The sequence below is a fragment of the Pseudomonas sp. S2_E01 genome, from assembly GCF_054668365.1.
In genome coordinates this window covers 6,342,784-6,361,085 of the sequence record NZ_CP162762.1, presented here as the reverse complement: position 1 = coordinate 6,361,085, position 18,302 = coordinate 6,342,784, and the positions used below count along the sequence as shown (strand labels likewise).

Sequence of the window (18,302 nt, the reverse complement as noted above, 5' to 3'; positions counted from 1 at the left end):
GCTATGCGCTCACTTGCACTGCTTACCCTGACCCTGATGCTCACCGCTTGCGGCAACGGCGAATCGCTGATGCCTCCCGACGCCCGCCTGCCGGACGGCGGACGCTATCGCGGTGACCTGGTCGACGGGTTGCTGCAAGGCCAGGGGCGTGTCGATTACCCGAACGGCAGCTGGTACGCCGGCAGCTTCGACAAAGGCCAATGGCATGGCCAGGGCGAATGGCACGGCAGCAACGGCGAAGTCTACCGAGGCAATTTCAACCAGGGGTTGTTCGATGGCCAAGGCACGCTGACCACCAGCGCCAGCAGCTACACCGGCGGTTTCAAGGCAGGTCGGCGCGACGGCGAAGGCCACCTCAAAGAAAACGGCATGACGTACCGCGGGGAATTCAAGGCCGATCAATATTCCGGATTGGGGCGCCTCGAACTCGATGACGGCAGTTCCTACCAGGGTCAGTTCGCCCATGGCAAACCCAACGGCGAAGGCCAGCGCGGCGACGGCAGTGGCAATCAGTTCACCGGCCACTTCAAGGATGGCCAACTGGAAGGCAACGGGACCTTCAACAGCGCGGATGGCGACATCTACGTTGGCGGGTTCAAGAACAACCAGTTACACGGCAAAGGCCGCTACGAGAACGCCGACGGCGATGTCTGGCTTGGCCAGTTCAAAGAAGGCGCGCTCAACGGCAAAGGCGAACTCATCGGCGCCGATGGCAGCCACTACATCGGTCAGTTCAGTGACTGGCGCTTCAGCGGCCAGGGTCGACTGAACCTGTCTGATGGCAGCTTCTACATCGGCCAGTTCGAGGGTGACAGCTACAACGGTCGCGGAACGCTGGTATTGACCGACGGCACCGTACAAAGCGGCACGTGGGCCAACGGCCAACGGGTACGCGATGCCGATGGCAAATTGCTGCCCGACAGCCTCGAACTTGGCCTGCTGGCCCAGGGTCGCCTGCTGGAGAATGCGCTGGCCAATGTGCCCGCCTCCACCTCTGCGGTTGAGTTGTATACGCTGACGCTCGGCGGCGACGGCAAGCAGAGCGTGTTCCTGCGCGAATCCGATTATGTCAGCAACATGCTCGCCAGCCGTTTTGGCGCGTTTGGCCAGATCCGCCTGGTCAATCATCGCGACCATCTTGTCGACCGACCGATGGCGACCCGGGAGAACCTGCGCCGCGCCGCCCTGACGCTGGCCGAACGCAGCGGGCCCGAAGACGTGATCTTCATCTACCTGACCAGCCACGGCACCAGCGAGCACGAACTGGTGCTCGATCAGCCGCGCATGGAGCTGGCCGACCTGCCGGCCGACGAACTTGCCGCCGTGCTCGCCCCGCTGAAAAGCCGCGACAAGGTCATTGTCATTTCGTCCTGTTACTCCGGCGGATTCATCCCTGCCCTCAAGGACGAACGCACCCTGATCATGACCGCTTCGCGGGCTGATCGCGTGTCCTTCGGCTGCTCGGAAGAAGCCAACTTCACGTATTTCGGCGATGCGCTTTTCGCCCAGGCCCTGAACCAGACCGACGACCTGGAACAGGCTTTCAAGCTGGCCAAGGCCACCGTGGCCGAACGAGAACTGGCGGACGGCTTCGAAGCGTCCGAACCTCAGATCTGGGCGCCCAAGACCGTACTCTCGCACTGGCAACTGCTGCGCAAACAGCAGGCACGAAAAGCACTACAAAGTGTCTCTATCAGCAGCGAGGATGCAAAGAGCAACTAAGCTGAACAGTATCAAGGGAGACACACTATGTACTTGACGCCTCAGCATGTATTGCTTGCCGGAGCTACCGGGCTGACCGGTGAGCACTTGCTTGATCGCCTGCTCAACGAGCCGACCATCACGCGCGTTTTGGCCCCTTCGCGCCGCCCACTGGCCGAGCACCCCCACCTGGAAAACCCGGTCGGTGACCCGGCGGTATTCCTGCCGCAGCTCAACGGCCGCGTCGACATCGCCTACTGCTGCCTGGGCACCACGATCAAGCAGGCGGGCTCCGAACAGGCGTTCCGCGCGGTCGATCTGGACATGGTGGTGGCCTTTGCCAAACGGGCGCGGGAAATGGGCGCACGCCATTTGATCGTGATCAGCGCCATCGGGGCCGATCCCAATTCATCTGTTTTCTACAACCGGGTCAAAGGAGAAATGGAACAGGCATTGCGCGCCCAGGACTGGCCGCAACTGACCATCTGCCGACCTTCCCTGTTGTTGGGAGAACGTATAGAGCCACGTCTGGCCGAGCAGCTCGCCGGTCCCTTGTCACGTTTGATTCCTGGCAAATACCGCGGCATCGAGGCATGCCAACTGGCTCGCGCGATGTGGCGGCTGGCGCTGGAAGAGCAGGATGGGGTGCGGGTGATCGAGTCGGATGAGTTGCGCAAGCTGGGCAAGTGATCTGCAGAGCCTGTGAAATCCAATCGCGGGCAAGTCGTGAACGCTGCAAGGCCCTGTAGGAGCGGGCTTGCCCGCGATGGACGCGACACCGATCCAACGCCAGACGCTACAACCCACCTGTCGCCTGAAAACTCACGCCGATCACCGCCAACACCGACAACGGCAACAACAGCGTATCGAGCAGAGCACTGGCCGGCAGATCGACGCCTGGATAGCTGGGCGCCTCGGCGCCAAAACGGTCCATCGCGCAACAACCACCGTTCAACGCATACACATCCAGGCGCGTCCCGGCATAGACGACAGGCGCGCCCGGCTTGGCGGCGTCCAGCGTACGCGCCGTGGCGCAGCCCGTCAGTTGCAGCGCAAGCAAAATGGCCAGCAGCTTATTCATCGCTGCTCAGATGGTGCTCACCCCAGCGCGGCAGCATGTCCTGCGGAATGTTCAGCAGGTTGAGAATGCGCGCCACCACGAAGTCGATCAGGTCGTCGATGGTTTGCGGCTGATGATAGAACCCAGGCGAGGCCGGCAGGATCGTCACGCCCATATTTGACAACTTGAGCATGTGCTCCAGGTGAATGCTCGAATACGGCGCTTCACGGGGCACCAGGATCAACTGGCGACGCTCCTTCAGGGTGACGTCGGCAGCACGCTCGATCAGGTTGTTGCAGGCGCCGGTGGCAATCGCCGACAGGGTTCCGGTCGAACACGGCACCACCACCATTGCCGCCGGGCTACCGGAGCCGGAAGCTACCGGCGACATCCAATCTTCCTTCCCGTACACACGGATCTGCCCGTCGGCGGCGCCGGTGTATTCATTGAGAAAAGCCTGCATCATCTGGGGCTTGGGCGGCAATGTAACGTCGGTCTCGGTGGCCATCACCAGTTGCGCTGCCTTGGAGATCAGGAAATGCACCTCGCGGTCTTCGCGGATCAGGCAGTCCAGCAGGCGCAAACCGTACTGGGCGCCTGAGGCACCGGTCATCGCCAGCGTGATGCGCTCAGGGCCGTTGTTCATTGCAGCGCCTCGGCGAGCTTGCCGTGCAGGCCGCCGAAGCCGCCGTTGCTCATGATCACTACATGCGTGCCCGGCTGAGCCTGGCTCTTCACCCGAGCGATGATGCCTTCCAGCGAATCGCTGACAATCGAAGGGACCGTGCACAAGGCTGCCGTTGCACCCAGATCCCAACCAAGGTTGGCGGGCGCATACCAGATCACTTGATCGGCATCGACCACGCTTTCGGGCAAGCCGTCACGGTGGGCACCGAGTTTCATGGAGTTGGAACGCGGCTCGATGATGGCGATCAACGGTGCATCGCCAATGCGCTTGCGCAGGCCGTCGAGGGTCGTGGCGATGGCCGTCGGATGGTGAGCAAAGTCATCGTAGATAGTGATGCCGTGCACCTCGGCGACTTTTTCCATGCGCCGCTTCACGCTCTTGAATGCGCTCAAGGCTGCAATACCCATGGCCGGCACCACGCCAACATGACGCGCAGCAGCCAGGGTGGCCAAGGCATTGGCGACGTTGTGCTGACCCGTCAGATCCCACTCGACTGCGCCCTGAACCACGCCATCGAACATCACTTCGAAAGCCGATCCGTCTTCGCTGAGCAGCTTGACCTGCCACTGGCCACCGGCGCCGGTGGTCTGGACCGGGGTCCAACAGCCCATTTCGATGACTCGTTGCAAGGCAGGCTCGGTGGTCGGATGAATCACCAGGCCTTCGCTCGGGATAGTGCGCACCAAGTGATGGAACTGCCGCTCGATGGCCGGAAGATCGGGGAAGATGTCGGCGTGATCGAACTCAAGATTGTTCAGGATCGCTGTGCGCGGGCGGTAGTGGACAAACTTTGAGCGCTTGTCGAAAAACGCACTGTCGTACTCATCGGCTTCGATCACGAAAAACGGAGTGCCGCCCAGTCGCGCCGACACAGAGAAGTTTTGCGGCACGCCGCCAATCAGGAAGCCCGGGCTCATGCCGGCGTGTTCCAGCACCCAGGCAAGCATGCTGCTGGTCGTGGTTTTGCCGTGCGTGCCCGCAACGGCCAACACCCAGCGGCCTTGCAGCACGTGGTCCGCCAGCCATTGCGGGCCGGAGACGTAAGGCAGGCCTTTGTTGAGTACGTATTCGACCGCCGGATTGCCGCGGGACATGGCGTTGCCGATCACCACCAGGTCGGGAGCCGGGTCGAGCTGCGCCGGATCGTAGCCTTGGGTCAATTCAATGCCCTGGGCCTCCAGTTGAGTGCTCATCGGTGGATAGACGTTGGCATCGGAGCCGGTCACGTGATGGCCCAGCTCTTTGGCCAGGACCGCCATCGAACCCATGAAAGTGCCACAGATACCCAGAATATGAATGTGCATAGTCGACCTCGTAAAACATGGCCGCAGGTTAGCGTAGGGAGGGGAAAATCGCACCTTTGTTTCGATTGCGACGCACCGCCTCCCTGTAGGAGCGAGCTTGCTCGCGATGGCGTCCTCGAAATCGCCATCGCGAGCAAGCTCGCTCCTACAGGGGCTCAGCGGGAAATACCGTGCTTGCGCAGTTTGCGGTAGAGGGTATTGCGGCTGATGCCCAACTGTTGCGCGGTATGGCTCATGTGCCAGCGTTGCAGCTCCAGCGCAGCGAGCAACGCCAGCCGCTCGGCGTCCTCCAGCGGCTGCCCTGACGGATCCTGCACCGGCACTGCTGCGGCCGGCCTCGCCTGACGGATCATCGCCGGTAAATCCTCAAGGCCGATGCGCCCGCCGTCACACAGCGCTGCCAGGGTGCGCAACACATTGCGCATCTGCCGCACGTTGCCGGGCCAGGCGAACCCAAGCAGCGTCTGCCGAGCGGGCTCATCGATCAGCACCGTCTCGCCGCCCGCTTCCTGCGCCAGCAAGTAGTCGAGCAATTGCGCGCGATCACTGCGTTCACGCAAGGCCGGCAGACCGATTTCCAGCCCATTGAGCCGGTAATAAAGATCCTCGCGAAAGCTGCCGTCCTGCACCCGCGCCAACAGATCCCGGTGGGTCGCGCTGATGATGCGCACGTTGACCGACTCCGCCGCGCCGCCAATCGGCACCACTTGCCGGTCCTCGAGCACCCGCAGCAAGCGGGTCTGCAACGCCAGCGGCATGTCACCGATCTCATCAAGGAACAGTGTGCCGCCATCGGCCTGCTGCAACTTGCCGCGCATGCCTTCCTTGCGTGCACCGGTAAAGCTACCGCCGCGATAGCCGAACAGCTCGCTTTCGATCAGGCTCTCGGGAATGGCCGCGCAATTGAGCGCGACGAAGGGCTTGTCGCTGCGTTGGCTGGCCTGGTGCACGGCCTTGGCGAACGCCTCTTTGCCGGAACCGGTCTCGCCGTTGATGAGCAGGGGCACGTCCCGCACGAACACACGCAGCGCCTTGCGAAAATCCGCCTGCAACCGTTCATCGCCCAGGCAAATACCCGCAGCGTCCGACGGTTCGGCAACCGCAGGAACCGGCGCCACAGGCACTGCATGACTACGCGGCTGACCCCGCAACAGCGCAAACAGGCTACGACCATCACGGGTGCGCAGTGGCCAACTGGCGCTGGCATTCACACTCGCGCGGCCCAGCAACTCGTCCAAGGCGCAATCGAAAAACGCCTCCACCGGCTGCCCCAGCATAGAGCCGCGACCATGCCCCAGCAGGTTGAGCGCACTCTGATTGACGGCGCAGACCCGGCCTTCGCCGTCGAACGCCAACAGCCCTTCGCTGAACAGGCCGACGGATTCCGCCTGCAGGTGAAAACGCAACAGCCATTGATTGTCGAAGTAGCGCAGGAAATAACAGCTCTCGATCATCTTCGCTGACAGATTGACCAGGGCCATGGTATGAAACTGACTTTGCCGCGACACATCGTGCCGCGCCGAGGACACATCGAGCACCGCCAACAGCTCGCCATGAGGATCGAACACGGGGCTCGCCGAGCAGGTCAGGCCGGTATGACGGCCACGAAAGTGTTCGTCCTGGTGAATGGTCAGGGCCTGGCGTTCCACCAGGCAGGTGCCGATGCCGTTGGTGCCTTCGCAGGCTTCGCTCCAGTCGGCCCCGAGCCAGAGGCCGGCGCGCTCGAAAATCCTGCGTTCGGTGGGCGCGGTGACACAGTTAAGGATCACCCCGCGAGCATCGGTGAGCAATACCGCATGGCCGGCACCGGAGAGTTGCTGATGCAGGCTGCTCATTTCATTACCGGCGATGTGCAGGACTTGCTGCAGACGCTCACGGCTTTCCAGCAGGCGACCATGTTCGAGCACGGTAGGCGCCATGGTCAGGCTCGGATCGAGATGATAGTCCTCCAGGCAACGTAGCCAGGAGCGGGCAATCGAAGGATCGCTGCCAGGTCCCTGCAAGTGGGATTTGCCCTGGGTCACAGTCAGTACCTGCTGAGCATGGCGACTCAAATGGTTGTCGTGCATTTCCTTGTGTGCTCCCAGCAGGGTTGGGCCTGGCGCGTGAGCCTGAGCATCCTCCTGACCGTCGCGTAATGCAATGCTGGCTAAGCCGCGCCGCCACAAGCTGCGCCACAAACGATACAAAGTGTCACAGGCCACGTATCGAAAGCGTCACAGCGCGCATCCGCCCGTCCGACAAAAAACGCGCAACGCATTGATTTACCTGAGTGGCAAGGCGCTGGCCCAACCTTTGCTCTACGCTTGACGCACACGCAAAAATCGCGACTTCCTTATAAGTACAAAAAGCCAAGGAGATTCCACCATGCGTTACGCTCACCCCGGTACTGAAGGCGCTATCGTCACGTTCAAGAGCAAATACGGTAATTACATCGGCGGCGAATTCGTCGCGCCTGTCAAAGGTCAATACTTCACCAACACCTCGCCAGTGAATGGCCAACCGATTGCCGAATTTCCCCGTTCCACCGCCGAAGACATCGACAAAGCCCTGGATGCTGCTCATGCTGCCGCCGATGCGTGGGGTGCCACGTCCGTCCAGGCGCGCTCGCTTATCCTGCTGAAAATCGCCGACCGTATCGAACAGAACCTGGAAACCCTGGCACTCACCGAAAGCTGGGACAACGGTAAAGCTGTTCGCGAAACCCTCAACGCCGACATTCCACTGGCGGCCGACCACTTCCGCTACTTCGCCGGCTGCCTGCGCGCCCAGGAAGGCAGCGCCGCCGAAATCGACGGTAACACCGTGGCTTATCACATCCATGAGCCCTTGGGTGTGGTCGGGCAGATCATCCCGTGGAACTTCCCGATCCTGATGGCCGCCTGGAAACTCGCTCCGGCCCTGGCTGCCGGCAACTGCGTGGTGCTCAAGCCTGCCGAGCAAACCCCGCTGGGCATCACCGTGCTGGTCGAACTGATCGGTGATCTGCTGCCACCGGGCGTACTGAACGTCGTCCAAGGCTTCGGAAAAGAGGCGGGCGAAGCGCTGGCCACCAGCAAACGCATCGCCAAAATCGCCTTCACCGGCTCGACCCCGGTCGGCTCGCACATCATGAAATGCGCGGCAGAAAACATCATCCCGTCCACCGTGGAACTGGGCGGAAAATCGCCGAACATCTTCTTCGAAGACATCATGCAGGCTGAACCGACCTTCATCGAGAAAGCCGCCGAAGGCCTGGTGCTGGCGTTCTTCAACCAGGGCGAAGTCTGCACCTGCCCTTCCCGCGCGCTGGTGCAGGAGTCGATCTACGACGAGTTCATGCAGGTGGTGATGAAGAAGGTCCTGCAGATCAAACGCGGCGACCCCTTCGACACCGACACCATGGTCGGCGCCCAGGCTTCCGAGCAGCAGTTCGATAAAATCCTTTCGTACCTGGAAATCGCCAAGGGCGAAGGCGCAGAGTTGCTGACCGGTGGCAAGGTGGAAAAACTCGAGGGCAACCTGGCGAGCGGCTATTACATCCAGCCGACCCTGCTCAAGGGCACCAATAAAATGCGCGTGTTCCAGGAAGAGATCTTTGGCCCGGTGGTGAGCGTCACCACCTTCAAGGACGAAGCCGAAGCCCTGGCCATCGCCAACGACACCGAGTTCGGTCTCGGCGCCGGCCTGTGGACCCGCGACATCAACCGCGCCTATCGCATGGGCCGGGCGATCAAGGCCGGTCGTGTGTGGACCAACTGCTATCACCTGTACCCGGCGCATGCCGCGTTCGGCGGTTACAAAAAGTCCGGCGTCGGCCGTGAAACCCACAAGATGATGCTCGATCACTATCAGCAGACCAAAAACCTGCTGGTGAGCTACGACATCAATCCATTGGGATTCTTCTAAAGGCCTCGGGGTGACACTCAGAGATTTGTGTCGCCCCACCCATAGCCATCGCGGGCAAGCCCGCTCCCACAGGGGTTTGGTCGTTCACACATCCACTGTGGGAGCGGGCTTGCCCGCGATGGCGTCAGAGGGCTCTGGCTCAAGCCTTGCATGTTCGCAACACCCTTTCCCGGCAAGACATCAAACCTCAGGAGGACACCGCCCCATGGCCCTGTTCACCCACTCCATCGGCGCCCAGACCTATCGCTTCGAAAGCCTCAAGGAGGTCATGGCCAAGGCCAGCCCCGCGCGGTCGGGGGACTTTCTGGCCGGTGTGGCCGCACTCAACGATGGTGAACGCGTCGCCGCGCAGATGACCCTGGCGGACATTCCTCTCACCCATTTCCTGCAGGAAGTGTTGATTCCCTACGAGGCGGATGAAATCACCCGGCTGATCATCGACACCCACGACAAACACGCCTTCGCCGTGGTCAGCCACCTGACCGTCGGCGGATTTCGTGATTGGTTGCTCAGTGATGCAGCCGACGAACAGAGCCTGCGCGCCCTTGCCCCCGGCCTGACACCCGAGATGGTCGCGGCGGTGTCAAAGATCATGCGCGTGCAGGACCTGGTGCTGGTCGCGCAGAAAATACGTGTGGTCACCCGGTTTCGCGGCACCATGGGCCTGCGCGGACGCCTGTCTACCCGCCTGCAACCCAACCACCCGACCGATGAACCGGCCGGCATTGCCGCGAGCATTCTCGACGGATTGCTGTACGGCAACGGTGACGCGATGATCGGCATCAACCCGGCCACCGACAGCATCGCCTCGATCTGCGCGATGCTGGAAATGCTCGACGCCATCATCCAGCGTTACGAAATCCCGACACAAGCCTGCGTACTGACCCATGTCACCACGTCCATCGAAGCGATCAATCGTGGCGTTCCGCTGGACCTGGTGTTCCAGTCAATCGCAGGCACGCAAGCCGCCAACGCCAGTTTCGGCATCAATTTGAACCTGTTGCAGGAAGGCTATGACGCCGGTCTCAGCCTCAAGCGCGGCGGGCAAAACCTGATGTATTTCGAAACCGGTCAGGGCAGTGCCCTGTCGGCCAATGCCCATCACGGCGTCGATCAACAAACCTGTGAAACCCGTGCCTACGCCGTCGCACGCCATTTCAAACCGTTCCTGGTGAACACCGTTGTAGGGTTCATCGGACCGGAGTACCTCTATAACGGCAAGCAGATCATACGCGCCGGCCTTGAAGATCACTTCTGCGGCAAACTGTTGGGCGTGCCCATGGGTTGCGACATCTGCTACACCAACCATGCCGAAGCCGACCAGGACGACATGGACACCCTGCTGACCCTGCTGGGCGTTGCCGGGATCAACTTCATCATGGGCATTCCCGGTTCCGATGACATCATGCTCAACTACCAGACCACTTCGTTCCATGACGCGCTGTACGCCCGCAAGACCCTGGGGCTCAAACCTGGGCCGGAGTTCGAACAATGGCTGAAAAACATGGGCATCTTCACCCAGGCGGACGGCAGGATCGAATTCGGCAGCCAGCTGCCACCGGCGTTCAGCCAGGCCATGGCGCAATTGGGATGAGTGTCGATATGGAAAATCCGCCGGTTGATCCGCAAAACCCGTTGCTGCAATTGCGCCGCCTGACACCCGCACGGATCGCACTGGGCCGTACCGGCACCAGCCTGCCGACTGGCGCGCAACTGGAATTTCAATACGCTCATGCGCAGGCCCGGGACGCCGTGCACCTGGCTTTCGATCATGCTGGGCTGCGTGCGCAATTGGCCGACAGTGGAAGTAACACTTTGTTGCTGCACAGCGCGGCACACAATCGCGACCTCTACCTGCAACGCCCTGATTTGGGGCGCAGATTGAGCGACGAGTCCGCGCAGACTCTGCGTGACCACGCCGTGGCACACCCTGGCGGTGTCGATCTGGTCATCGTGATCGCCGATGGCCTGTCGGCGCTGGCCGTTCATCGGCATGCGGTGCCCTTTCTGGCACGAATACAAGAACAGATTGCCGCTGACGGCTGGTCGGTGGCGCCCGTGGTGCTGGTCGAGCAGGGACGGGTTGCGGTGGCCGATGAGATCGGCGAACTGCTGGGTGCAAAAATGGTGGTGATTCTGATCGGCGAACGCCCTGGGCTCAGTTCCCCGGACAGCCTGGGTTTGTATTTCACCTATGCCCCCAAGGTCGGCCTGACCGACGCCCATCGCAACTGTATTTCCAATGTCCGGCTGGAGGGCTTGAGTTACGGCATGGCCGCGCACCGCCTCCTGTATTTGATGCGCGAAGCCTGTCGGCGCAAGTTGTCCGGGGTCAATCTCAAGGATGAAGCGCAAGTGCCGACCCTGGCGTCGGACGCGGGAGAGGATATCAAAGGTAATTTCCTGCTGGACACGCCGAAAACCTGAACCGTTTCCGCATTGCGTTTCGGCGTCCGTTTCAGGCAGGATCGATTCGCGGCCGCCAAGGGTTTCCTATCGCCGTCACGATGTAAGACAGCCACTTGAAGACGAGACCTATCGATGCGGATTATCCAAGCGACCCTCGAACACCTGGACCTGTTAACGCCGTTGTTTGTGAAGTATCGTGAGTTCTACGGCGCCCTGCCGTACCCGGATTCATCCCGCGCCTTTCTCGAGAAACGTCTGCGCCGCAAGGAATCGGTGATCTATCTGGCCCTGTCCGATGACGACAAGCTGATGGGCTTCTGCCAGTTGTACCCGAGCTTTTCTTCGCTTTCACTCAAACGCGTGTGGATACTCAACGATATCTACGTCGCCGAAGACGCGCGCCGTCAGTTGGTCGCCGACAACCTGATCCGCACCGCGAAGAAAATGGCCAAGGAAACCAATGCCGTGCGCATGCGTGTGTCCACCAGCAGCGATAACCAGGTGGCCCAGAAGACCTATGAATCCATCGGGTTCAAGGAAGACACCGAGTTCAAGAACTACGTGTTGCCGATCAGCGAAGAGCTTTGATCTTGCTGTGTTCCTGTAGGAGCGAGCTTGCTCGCGATGGCGGTGTTTCAGTCAACGATGATGTCGACTGACACGCCGCCATCGCGAGCAAGCTCGCTCCTACAGGGGGATCATCCGACGAAATCCCCCGCTACAAACTCGACACGCTTTTCACCTGTCAGGCCGTATAATGCGGACCTTTCCGGCTTGTAAGAAAAACTACACTCGTGTGTAGCCTTTCGCGAAGTCATCCGCACAGGCCTGCCGAGTCGGGCCGCTTTTACAGGTGCCCCCATGGATTTCAACCCGCTCGACCTTGTCCTGCATCTCGATGTGTATCTCGACTTGCTGGTAAACAACTACGGGCCATGGATCTACGCCATCCTGTTCCTGGTCATTTTCTGCGAGACCGGCCTGGTGGTGATGCCCTTCCTGCCCGGCGACTCTCTGCTGTTCATTGCGGGCGCCGTCGCGGCGGGTGGCGGCATGGACCCGGTGCTGTTGGGGGGCCTGCTGATGCTGGCGGCGATCCTTGGCGACAGTACCAACTATGTCATTGGACGAACGGTCGGCGAGCGCCTGTTCAGTAACCCGAACTCGAAAATCTTCCGTCGCGATTACTTGCAGCAAACCCACGATTTCTACGACAAGCACGGCGGTAAAACCGTGACCATGGCGCGCTTCCTGCCCATCGTCCGCACTTTTGCACCGTTCGTCGCCGGCGTGGCGAAAATGCCTTATCCACGTTTCTTCTTTTTCAGCGTGCTGGGCACCCTCCTCTGGGTCGGCGGCCTGGTAACCCTGGGCTATTTCTTCGGCAACGTGCCATTCATCAAGAAAAACCTGTCGTTGCTGGTGGTGGGCATCATCCTGCTGTCGCTGGTGCCGATGATCATCGGTGTGGTCCGCAGCCGTTTCGGCAGTGCTGCATCCAAAGCCGAACCTCGCTGAGCGATGTGGTCGCTCAGCGCCTGGCGTCGTCGGCGCATCCTGGCCAGGCACCCGATTGACGATGATGTGTGGCAGCGGGTTCGCCATCACCTGAGCTTTCTCGACGGTATCACCGCCGAGCAGGACCAGTGGCTGCGCGAAGCCTGCGTGCTGTTCCTCGAAGACAAACACCTGACGGCCCTGCCGGGGGTCGAACTGCATCAGGAACAGCGGTTGCTGCTCGCCGCCCAGGCCCAGTTGCCCTTGCTCAACCTGGGCGAACTGAACTGGTATCAGGGTTTCCACGAAATCGTGCTCTACCCCGACGACTTCCTCAGTCCCCAGCGCCATCGCGATGCCAGCGGCGTCGAGCACGAGTGGGACGGCGAGCACAGCGGTGAAGCCTGGCAACAGGGGCCGGTCATTCTCGCCTGGCCTGGGGTCATGGCCAGCGGCGGGTGGGAAGGCTATAACCTGGTCATCCACGAACTCGCGCACAAACTCGATATGCTCAACGGTGACGCCAATGGCCTGCCCCCCCTGCATCCCGACATGCGGGTCAGTGAGTGGGCGAGGGTCATGCAAACCGCCTTCGATGACCTTGATCAGCAACTTGAACGCAATCCGGACGCCGAAACCGCCATCGACCCCTACGCAGCGGAGAATCCCGCCGAGTTCTTCGCTGTCACCAGTGAATACTTCTTCAGCGCCCCCGACCTGCTGCACGCGGCCTATCCAGAGGTGTATGAACAGTTGCAGCTTTTTTATCGCCAGGACCCGCTGGCCCGGCTGCGGCAACTTCTGGCGCACGACCCTGTCTATCAGGCACGCGACTAAGGTCCAGCCGACTTCTGGCGCATAGCGCCCAGAGCGGAATATGCCTATAATCGCCGCCACTTTTTGGTCAACTAACGGGGGCACAGCCCAATGAGCTACAGCAAGATTCCAGCTGGCAAAGACCTGCCGAACGACATCTACGTCGCGATCGAGATTCCGGCCAACCACGCGCCGATCAAATACGAAATCGACAAAGACAGCGATTGCCTGTTCGTTGACCGTTTCATGGCCACCCCGATGTTCTACCCGGCCAACTACGGTTACATCCCCAACACCCTCGCCGACGACGGTGACCCCCTCGACGTGCTGGTCGTAACCCCTTATCCGGTTGCTCCAGGTTCGGTGATCCGCGCTCGTCCGGTCGGCATCCTGAACATGACCGACGACGGCGGCGGCGATGCCAAGGTCATCGCGGTTCCACACGACAAGCTGTCCCAGCTGTACGTCGATGTTAAGGAATACACCGACCTGCCAGCGCTGCTGATCCAGCAGATCGAGCACTTCTTCGCGAACTACAAGGATCTCGAAAAAGGCAAATGGGTGAAGATCGAAGGCTGGGACGGCGCAGATGCCGCCCGTGCTGCGATCACCAAGTCGGTTGCTGCCTATAAAGGTTAAGAGCAGCTGCGAGCTCTGAGCTGCAAGCTTCAAGAAGAACCCCGGTTGAGCCGGGGTTTTTTTATGCCTGCAAGGCCACTTTCCACACAGCGTTTAACAATTGGATCGCTCGATTTTCCCTGTTTATTTTCTACAGGATAAGTCTTACATGAGGTCGCAAATTTCCTGCGTAATTTGAACGGGTCGTTTATTCAAAGCCCCGTGCTGCGGGCATAGACTCGTGTTTATGAAAAAGAACAAAACCTGCGGCCTCCGCTTCAAAATGCTCCTGAAAATGGCGGACATCACGACGACCGGCTTCGCCGATGTCCTGAATATCACCAACGCACAAACCGTTCATAACTGGTACTCCCGTGGCGTGCCCGACTACCGGATAGAGGAAGTGGCCAGGAAGCTCTCGGTCAACAGCGAATGGCTGAAAACCGGTGACGGCCCCAAAGACGCCCGACACCTGCGCCTGGTCAGCGATACCGGTGACACCTTCGATGCGCAGGCCTTGCGGGGCGTTTACACCGTTGTCGAACCCATCGATGTCGATCTGCCTTTTTACAAGGAAGCGCCGGCGACTCCAGGCTCCAGCAAAACCCACGTCGTCGTGGACAAGAGCCAGGTCATGCGCCTACCCCGCAGCTACCTCGACTCGCTGGAAATCAATTACGGCGACGCCATTTGCGCCACCATGATTGGCAACAGCATGGCCGAAAAAATTGCCGACGGCTCGACCGTCGCCATTGATCGCGGCCTGACCCAGATCGTCGATGGGGAAATCTACGCAATCGAGCACGATGGCATGCTGAGGATCAAATACCTGCACCGCCTGCCCGGCAACGGTTTACGACTACGCAGCCACAACAGCGCTGAATACCCGGATGAAATCTTCAGGGCCCCACAGATCGAAGAGCAGAACATCCGGGTGTTGGGCTGGGTGTTCTGGCGTGCCACCCTGAACAAGTCCCGCCCGCCTGTGCCGTTTTTATAAACCCACCCCTGCCTGTAGGAGGTTGAACACCACGCTGGGAATTTCACAAAAAAATCAGTATGCTGCGCCCCACATTTGCGCATCGCCCCGCCCTGCGGCGCAGAATCGCACTGACAAAGCAGATGATTTTCTCGCCGAGTCCCACAGCCGGACGCAAGATCCGGGTGTACGTTTTGAAGGCTGGCGAGGTTTACCAAAAATGAACCGAGCCAGTCCCCGAGAAGCCGGCCACAAGCCGGCTTTTTAATGCCTGCAACAGCAGAACCCATCGTCTGAAAAATCGGTTCGAAGATTGTGAACCTCGCCCACGCCTGCTAACGTAAAGACAAACGTCATTACAGGTAGCGCATTGTGGCCTCCATCAATATCCGCATCGACGATGAGTTGAAACAACGTTCCTTCGCCGAACTGGAAAAGCTCGGCGTCACACCCTCAGAACTGCTGCGCCAGACTCTCCAATACGTTGCCGAACGTGGAAAGTTGCCGTTCAAAGCCGCACTGCTTAGTGAGGAAGATGAAGCCCTGATCGCAGTCGTCACAGAACGCCTTGCCGCTCCCCAGCGAGTCAAGGTAAGCCTGGATGACCTATAACCTCGAATTTGATCGGCGCGCGCTGAAGGAGTGGAACAAACTGGGCGACACCCTACGCCAGCAATTCAAAAAGAAACTCGCTGAGGTATTGGAAAACCCTCGTGTCGAAGCCAATCGACTTCGTCAACTACCCGACTGCTACAAACTAAAGTTGCGCAGCGCTGGATATCGGCTGATTTATCAAGTCATTGATCACGAAGTTGTGGTGTTCGTTATCGCCATCGGAAAGCGCGAACGGGAAGCCGCTTACCAGGATGCCCAAGACCGCATTGATGCGACGTAGAGACATGCCGAGCCTTCTCACGGATAACTGAACCCCTTCACCAACGTCAGCTCCCCCACCGCCCGCATCGGCACCAGGAACGTTTCCATCTTCTCATTCGGCGTCCCCTCCTCGGTAATCACTGTTACCTGGGCCGTGGTCAGCGCTTGTACCGCTTCTTCCTGCCCGTCTTCTTCCTGGCGATAACCACCGCCGAAGTAATTCACATAGACCAGGTACTGCCCCTTGATCGGTGCAGGCATGGCGAAAATTTCCGGGCCGTAGCCGGTGGTGACGTCGACATCCAGCGCTGCGCCGTTGGGTGCGACGCGGTCGCCGTACCAGATGTGGGCGCCGTCGGGGGTAATGAGGTGCAGGTCCAGGTCGGTGCCGTCGCTGTCCCAGGCCAGCAGCACGCGCAGCTTGGCCGGCGTCGCTCCGCCGCTGGAGTTGAGGAACTGGGTACGGCGGCGTTGCTGGCCATCGGGGCTGCGCACCTCGACGCTGTTGCTGCCATTGGGGAACGAGAACGGACGGTCGAAGCGCCCGGCGGGGTCGACCTTGAGCGGCATGCTCACGCCATTGACGATCAGCCGGCCCGGCTCGCCGGACTTCGGCGTGGCCTTGATCTGGCCGCTGATGCGCGCGGTGTTGGCCTGTCCTGCGGGTGTATTGACCGATGAAGCCGGGTAGTTGACGGTTTGGCGAAAACGTTCGCCTTCACCCTCGGCCGCGCCGGTACGCCAACCGCCCACAGGGGTGTCGAGATCGACAGCAGCGTAGGTCGACGGCAACGCACCCAGTGCGTAAAGGAACAGCAAGACCTGTGGATAACGGAGTTTCATGGACTATTCCAGCAAGAGGTGGCGGGCGAGCCCTTCGATGTAAGTTTCATCCTGGCCGTTGGGATGGGCCTGGAAGGCCAGGTGCAGGTATTCGTGAGTCAGGTCGAGGCGATCTTGCAGCGTCAACACCCCGCGCACGTAGATGCGCTGGCGCTCGCGGTCGACGTAGGGGCGACCGAATGCCAGCCTGCAGACGGCGAAAGTGCTGACATCGGTGTAACCCACTTCGCTCTCCAGGCGCTGGCGCCAGCTCCGGCGCTGGCTCTTCAGCCAGTCTTGAGCGGCGGGCAGTGCCTGGCATGAAGCAACAGGGTTGTCCCAGCGGCTGAGGCTGGCGCGTGGGTAGGCGTGCAGCAGGATGGTGTCGTAGCGTTGACCGGCATTGGCCTGCTCGACAGCGTGTTGCCAGGACAGCTTGTCCGGGCCCGGTTGGTCGGAATGATAGGTGACGGTACTACCGGCCAGGACGAGGTCGCTGGTCCAGGCGGCGATGTTGCGTGATTCAGGTGAGGCCGGACGTGGTGCAACACGCTGACGGTTGCTGCTGTCGTCGATTCTCAGGCAGTCACCATTGCGCGAGGCGTTCTGCAGCAGGTAGGTGCGAATGGCGACGGCCAGGGCCTTGGCAGCTTCGACCGGTTGCGCCTTGGCTTCGCGCTGCAGGACGCGGGCGACGTACTCTTCGCGATCCAGGCGGGCGACGAGTTTGTCGTTGAGCAAAAACAACTCGCCATCGCTATGGATATCGAGTTGGTTGCCATTGCTGAACTCGACACGGTAATTACCCTTCATCGGGCCGGACGCCACCACACGCTCTGCGGCCAGCACCCGCTTGATCGGGTATCGGGCGAACAAACCGACTTCAACGCAACGCCCCGCATCCGCCGGCCAGGCCACCGGCAGCACGGACGCCAATGCGGCGCCGTAATCGCGCAAGACCCTTTGACTGGTGCCGCGGCCACCTGCCCAGATCGGCGTGCCGTCAAGGGTCCAACCGGCGAACCCACCCTGGCGCGATGCGGGGTCCAGATCACCCAGCCAGCTCCAGGTCTTCACACGCAGCCGACCGCCGAGTTCACCCACCACATTGCCATCCGCCGCGTTGAGCACCACATCAAGCAACACTCGCCGTGCCTGTTCCTGAGCCGGCATGGCGGCCAGCACCTGGAGCAACTCGACGACCGGCACACGCGTAGCAGGCTGCAACGATGGCAACTCCAGCAGCCATGGCGGTGCCCGCCGGGCCTGCCAGTATCGGCTCCAATCGGCGTCGACAATGCCCAGGCGCGCTGGCTCGAAATACAATCCGCAAGACTTCACCAGCGCCTGATCGCGACCTATGTGCTCACCCGTCGCGCAGCAATACACTTCCTCTTTCGACTGCCCGCGACACTCATAAGGCGGTTCCTGGGCGCCTGTGTCCACCAGCCAGGCGTATACGAACAATTTCCACAGGCTGCCCAGGGGTGTCTGCACGTCAGCCGAAAGCGGTTCGCGGGCAATCAGTTGGGTACGACTCAGCGATAACAGCTCACCGTTAAAACCCAGGCGCAGCGGTCCTTCCTGCGCCGTTGCCAGCGCAGGGATCAAACACAACCAAAACCCGAGCCAACGCCAGGGCAT

At 60.7% G+C, this 18,302-nt stretch carries 18 protein-coding genes; 12 read left to right on the top strand and 6 right to left on the bottom strand.

Annotated elements, in window-relative coordinates; translation table 11 throughout:
• Positions 1-3: 3 nt before the first annotated feature.
• Both AB4O36_RS29415 and AB4O36_RS29410 read left to right on the top strand, forming a co-directional pair.
• Complete coding sequence (locus tag AB4O36_RS29415; protein WP_460120540.1) at positions 4-1,722, top strand: C13 family peptidase; 1,719 nt, start codon at positions 4-6, stop codon at positions 1,720-1,722.
• 27 nt (positions 1,723-1,749) lie between these two features.
• On the top strand, positions 1,750-2,391 hold the full coding sequence (locus AB4O36_RS29410) for an oxidoreductase (protein WP_460120538.1): 642 nt from the start codon (positions 1,750-1,752) through the stop codon (positions 2,389-2,391).
• 106 nt (positions 2,392-2,497) lie between these two features.
• Here AB4O36_RS29410 and AB4O36_RS29405 read toward each other — a convergent pair whose 3' ends face one another.
• From AB4O36_RS29405 to AB4O36_RS29390, 4 genes are all read right to left on the bottom strand, one after another.
• A complete protein-coding gene (locus AB4O36_RS29405) occupies positions 2,498-2,782 on the bottom strand; it encodes a YceK/YidQ family lipoprotein (RefSeq protein WP_460140851.1) in 285 nt (94 codons plus the stop codon).
• A complete protein-coding gene (ubiX, locus tag AB4O36_RS29400; protein WP_460120534.1) occupies positions 2,775-3,407 on the bottom strand; it encodes a flavin prenyltransferase UbiX in 633 nt (210 codons plus the stop codon). The genes AB4O36_RS29405 and ubiX overlap by 8 nt, the downstream gene beginning before the upstream one ends.
• Entirely contained in the window at positions 3,404-4,753 is a 1,350-nt protein-coding gene (mpl, locus tag AB4O36_RS29395; RefSeq protein ID WP_460140850.1) for a UDP-N-acetylmuramate:L-alanyl-gamma-D-glutamyl-meso-diaminopimelate ligase, read from the bottom strand. Before mpl ends, ubiX begins: the two co-directional genes overlap by 4 nt.
• 155 nt (positions 4,754-4,908) lie before the next feature.
• The gene (locus AB4O36_RS29390; protein WP_460140849.1) at positions 4,909-6,822 is read right to left on the bottom strand and encodes a sigma-54-dependent Fis family transcriptional regulator; all 1,914 of its coding nucleotides are present in this window, start codon (positions 6,820-6,822) and stop codon (positions 4,909-4,911) included.
• A gap of 298 nt (positions 6,823-7,120) precedes the next feature.
• Between AB4O36_RS29390 and exaC the strand changes: the two genes are divergently transcribed.
• The 10 genes from exaC (at position 7,121) to AB4O36_RS29340 (ending at position 15,855) form a co-directional block, all read left to right on the top strand.
• Positions 7,121-8,641, top strand: a complete 1,521-nt coding sequence (gene exaC / locus AB4O36_RS29385; protein WP_460140848.1) for an acetaldehyde dehydrogenase ExaC — start codon at positions 7,121-7,123, stop codon at positions 8,639-8,641.
• Between the two features lie 205 nt (positions 8,642-8,846).
• Positions 8,847-10,235 (top strand): ethanolamine ammonia-lyase subunit EutB, encoded by a 1,389-nt coding sequence (locus AB4O36_RS29380; RefSeq protein ID WP_460140847.1) that lies wholly within the window; start codon positions 8,847-8,849, stop codon positions 10,233-10,235.
• On the top strand, positions 10,232-11,068 hold the full coding sequence (gene eutC / locus AB4O36_RS29375; RefSeq protein WP_460120524.1) for an ethanolamine ammonia-lyase subunit EutC: 837 nt from the start codon (positions 10,232-10,234) through the stop codon (positions 11,066-11,068). Before AB4O36_RS29380 ends, eutC begins: the two co-directional genes overlap by 4 nt.
• Before the next feature lie 114 nt (positions 11,069-11,182).
• On the top strand, positions 11,183-11,638 hold the full coding sequence (locus AB4O36_RS29370) for a GNAT family N-acetyltransferase (RefSeq protein ID WP_460120522.1): 456 nt from the start codon (positions 11,183-11,185) through the stop codon (positions 11,636-11,638).
• Between the two features lie 273 nt (positions 11,639-11,911).
• Positions 11,912-12,568 (top strand): DedA family protein, encoded by a 657-nt coding sequence (locus AB4O36_RS29365; protein ID WP_460140846.1) that lies wholly within the window; start codon positions 11,912-11,914, stop codon positions 12,566-12,568.
• A 3-nt stretch (positions 12,569-12,571) separates the two neighbouring features.
• Positions 12,572-13,384, top strand: a complete 813-nt coding sequence (locus AB4O36_RS29360) for a M90 family metallopeptidase (protein WP_460120518.1) — start codon at positions 12,572-12,574, stop codon at positions 13,382-13,384.
• Between the two features lie 90 nt (positions 13,385-13,474).
• On the top strand, positions 13,475-14,002 hold the full coding sequence (gene ppa / locus AB4O36_RS29355) for an inorganic diphosphatase (protein ID WP_007933577.1): 528 nt from the start codon (positions 13,475-13,477) through the stop codon (positions 14,000-14,002).
• Positions 14,003-14,228: 226 nt separating this feature from the next.
• Positions 14,229-14,981, top strand: a complete 753-nt coding sequence (locus tag AB4O36_RS29350) for a S24 family peptidase (protein WP_460140845.1) — start codon at positions 14,229-14,231, stop codon at positions 14,979-14,981.
• A gap of 351 nt (positions 14,982-15,332) precedes the next feature.
• Complete coding sequence (locus AB4O36_RS29345; RefSeq protein ID WP_095197216.1) at positions 15,333-15,572, top strand: type II toxin-antitoxin system RelB/DinJ family antitoxin; 240 nt, start codon at positions 15,333-15,335, stop codon at positions 15,570-15,572.
• Positions 15,562-15,855 (top strand): type II toxin-antitoxin system RelE family toxin, encoded by a 294-nt coding sequence (locus tag AB4O36_RS29340; RefSeq protein ID WP_460120514.1) that lies wholly within the window; start codon positions 15,562-15,564, stop codon positions 15,853-15,855. The genes AB4O36_RS29345 and AB4O36_RS29340 overlap by 11 nt, the downstream gene beginning before the upstream one ends.
• 17 nt (positions 15,856-15,872) lie before the next feature.
• Here AB4O36_RS29340 and AB4O36_RS29335 read toward each other — a convergent pair whose 3' ends face one another.
• Positions 15,873-16,679, bottom strand: coding sequence for a YfaP family protein (locus AB4O36_RS29335; RefSeq protein ID WP_460140844.1), 807 nt, complete (start codon positions 16,677-16,679; stop codon positions 15,873-15,875).
• 3 nt (positions 16,680-16,682) lie between these two features.
• The gene (locus AB4O36_RS29330) at positions 16,683-18,302 is read right to left on the bottom strand and encodes a DUF2300 domain-containing protein (protein WP_460140843.1); all 1,620 of its coding nucleotides are present in this window, start codon (positions 18,300-18,302) and stop codon (positions 16,683-16,685) included.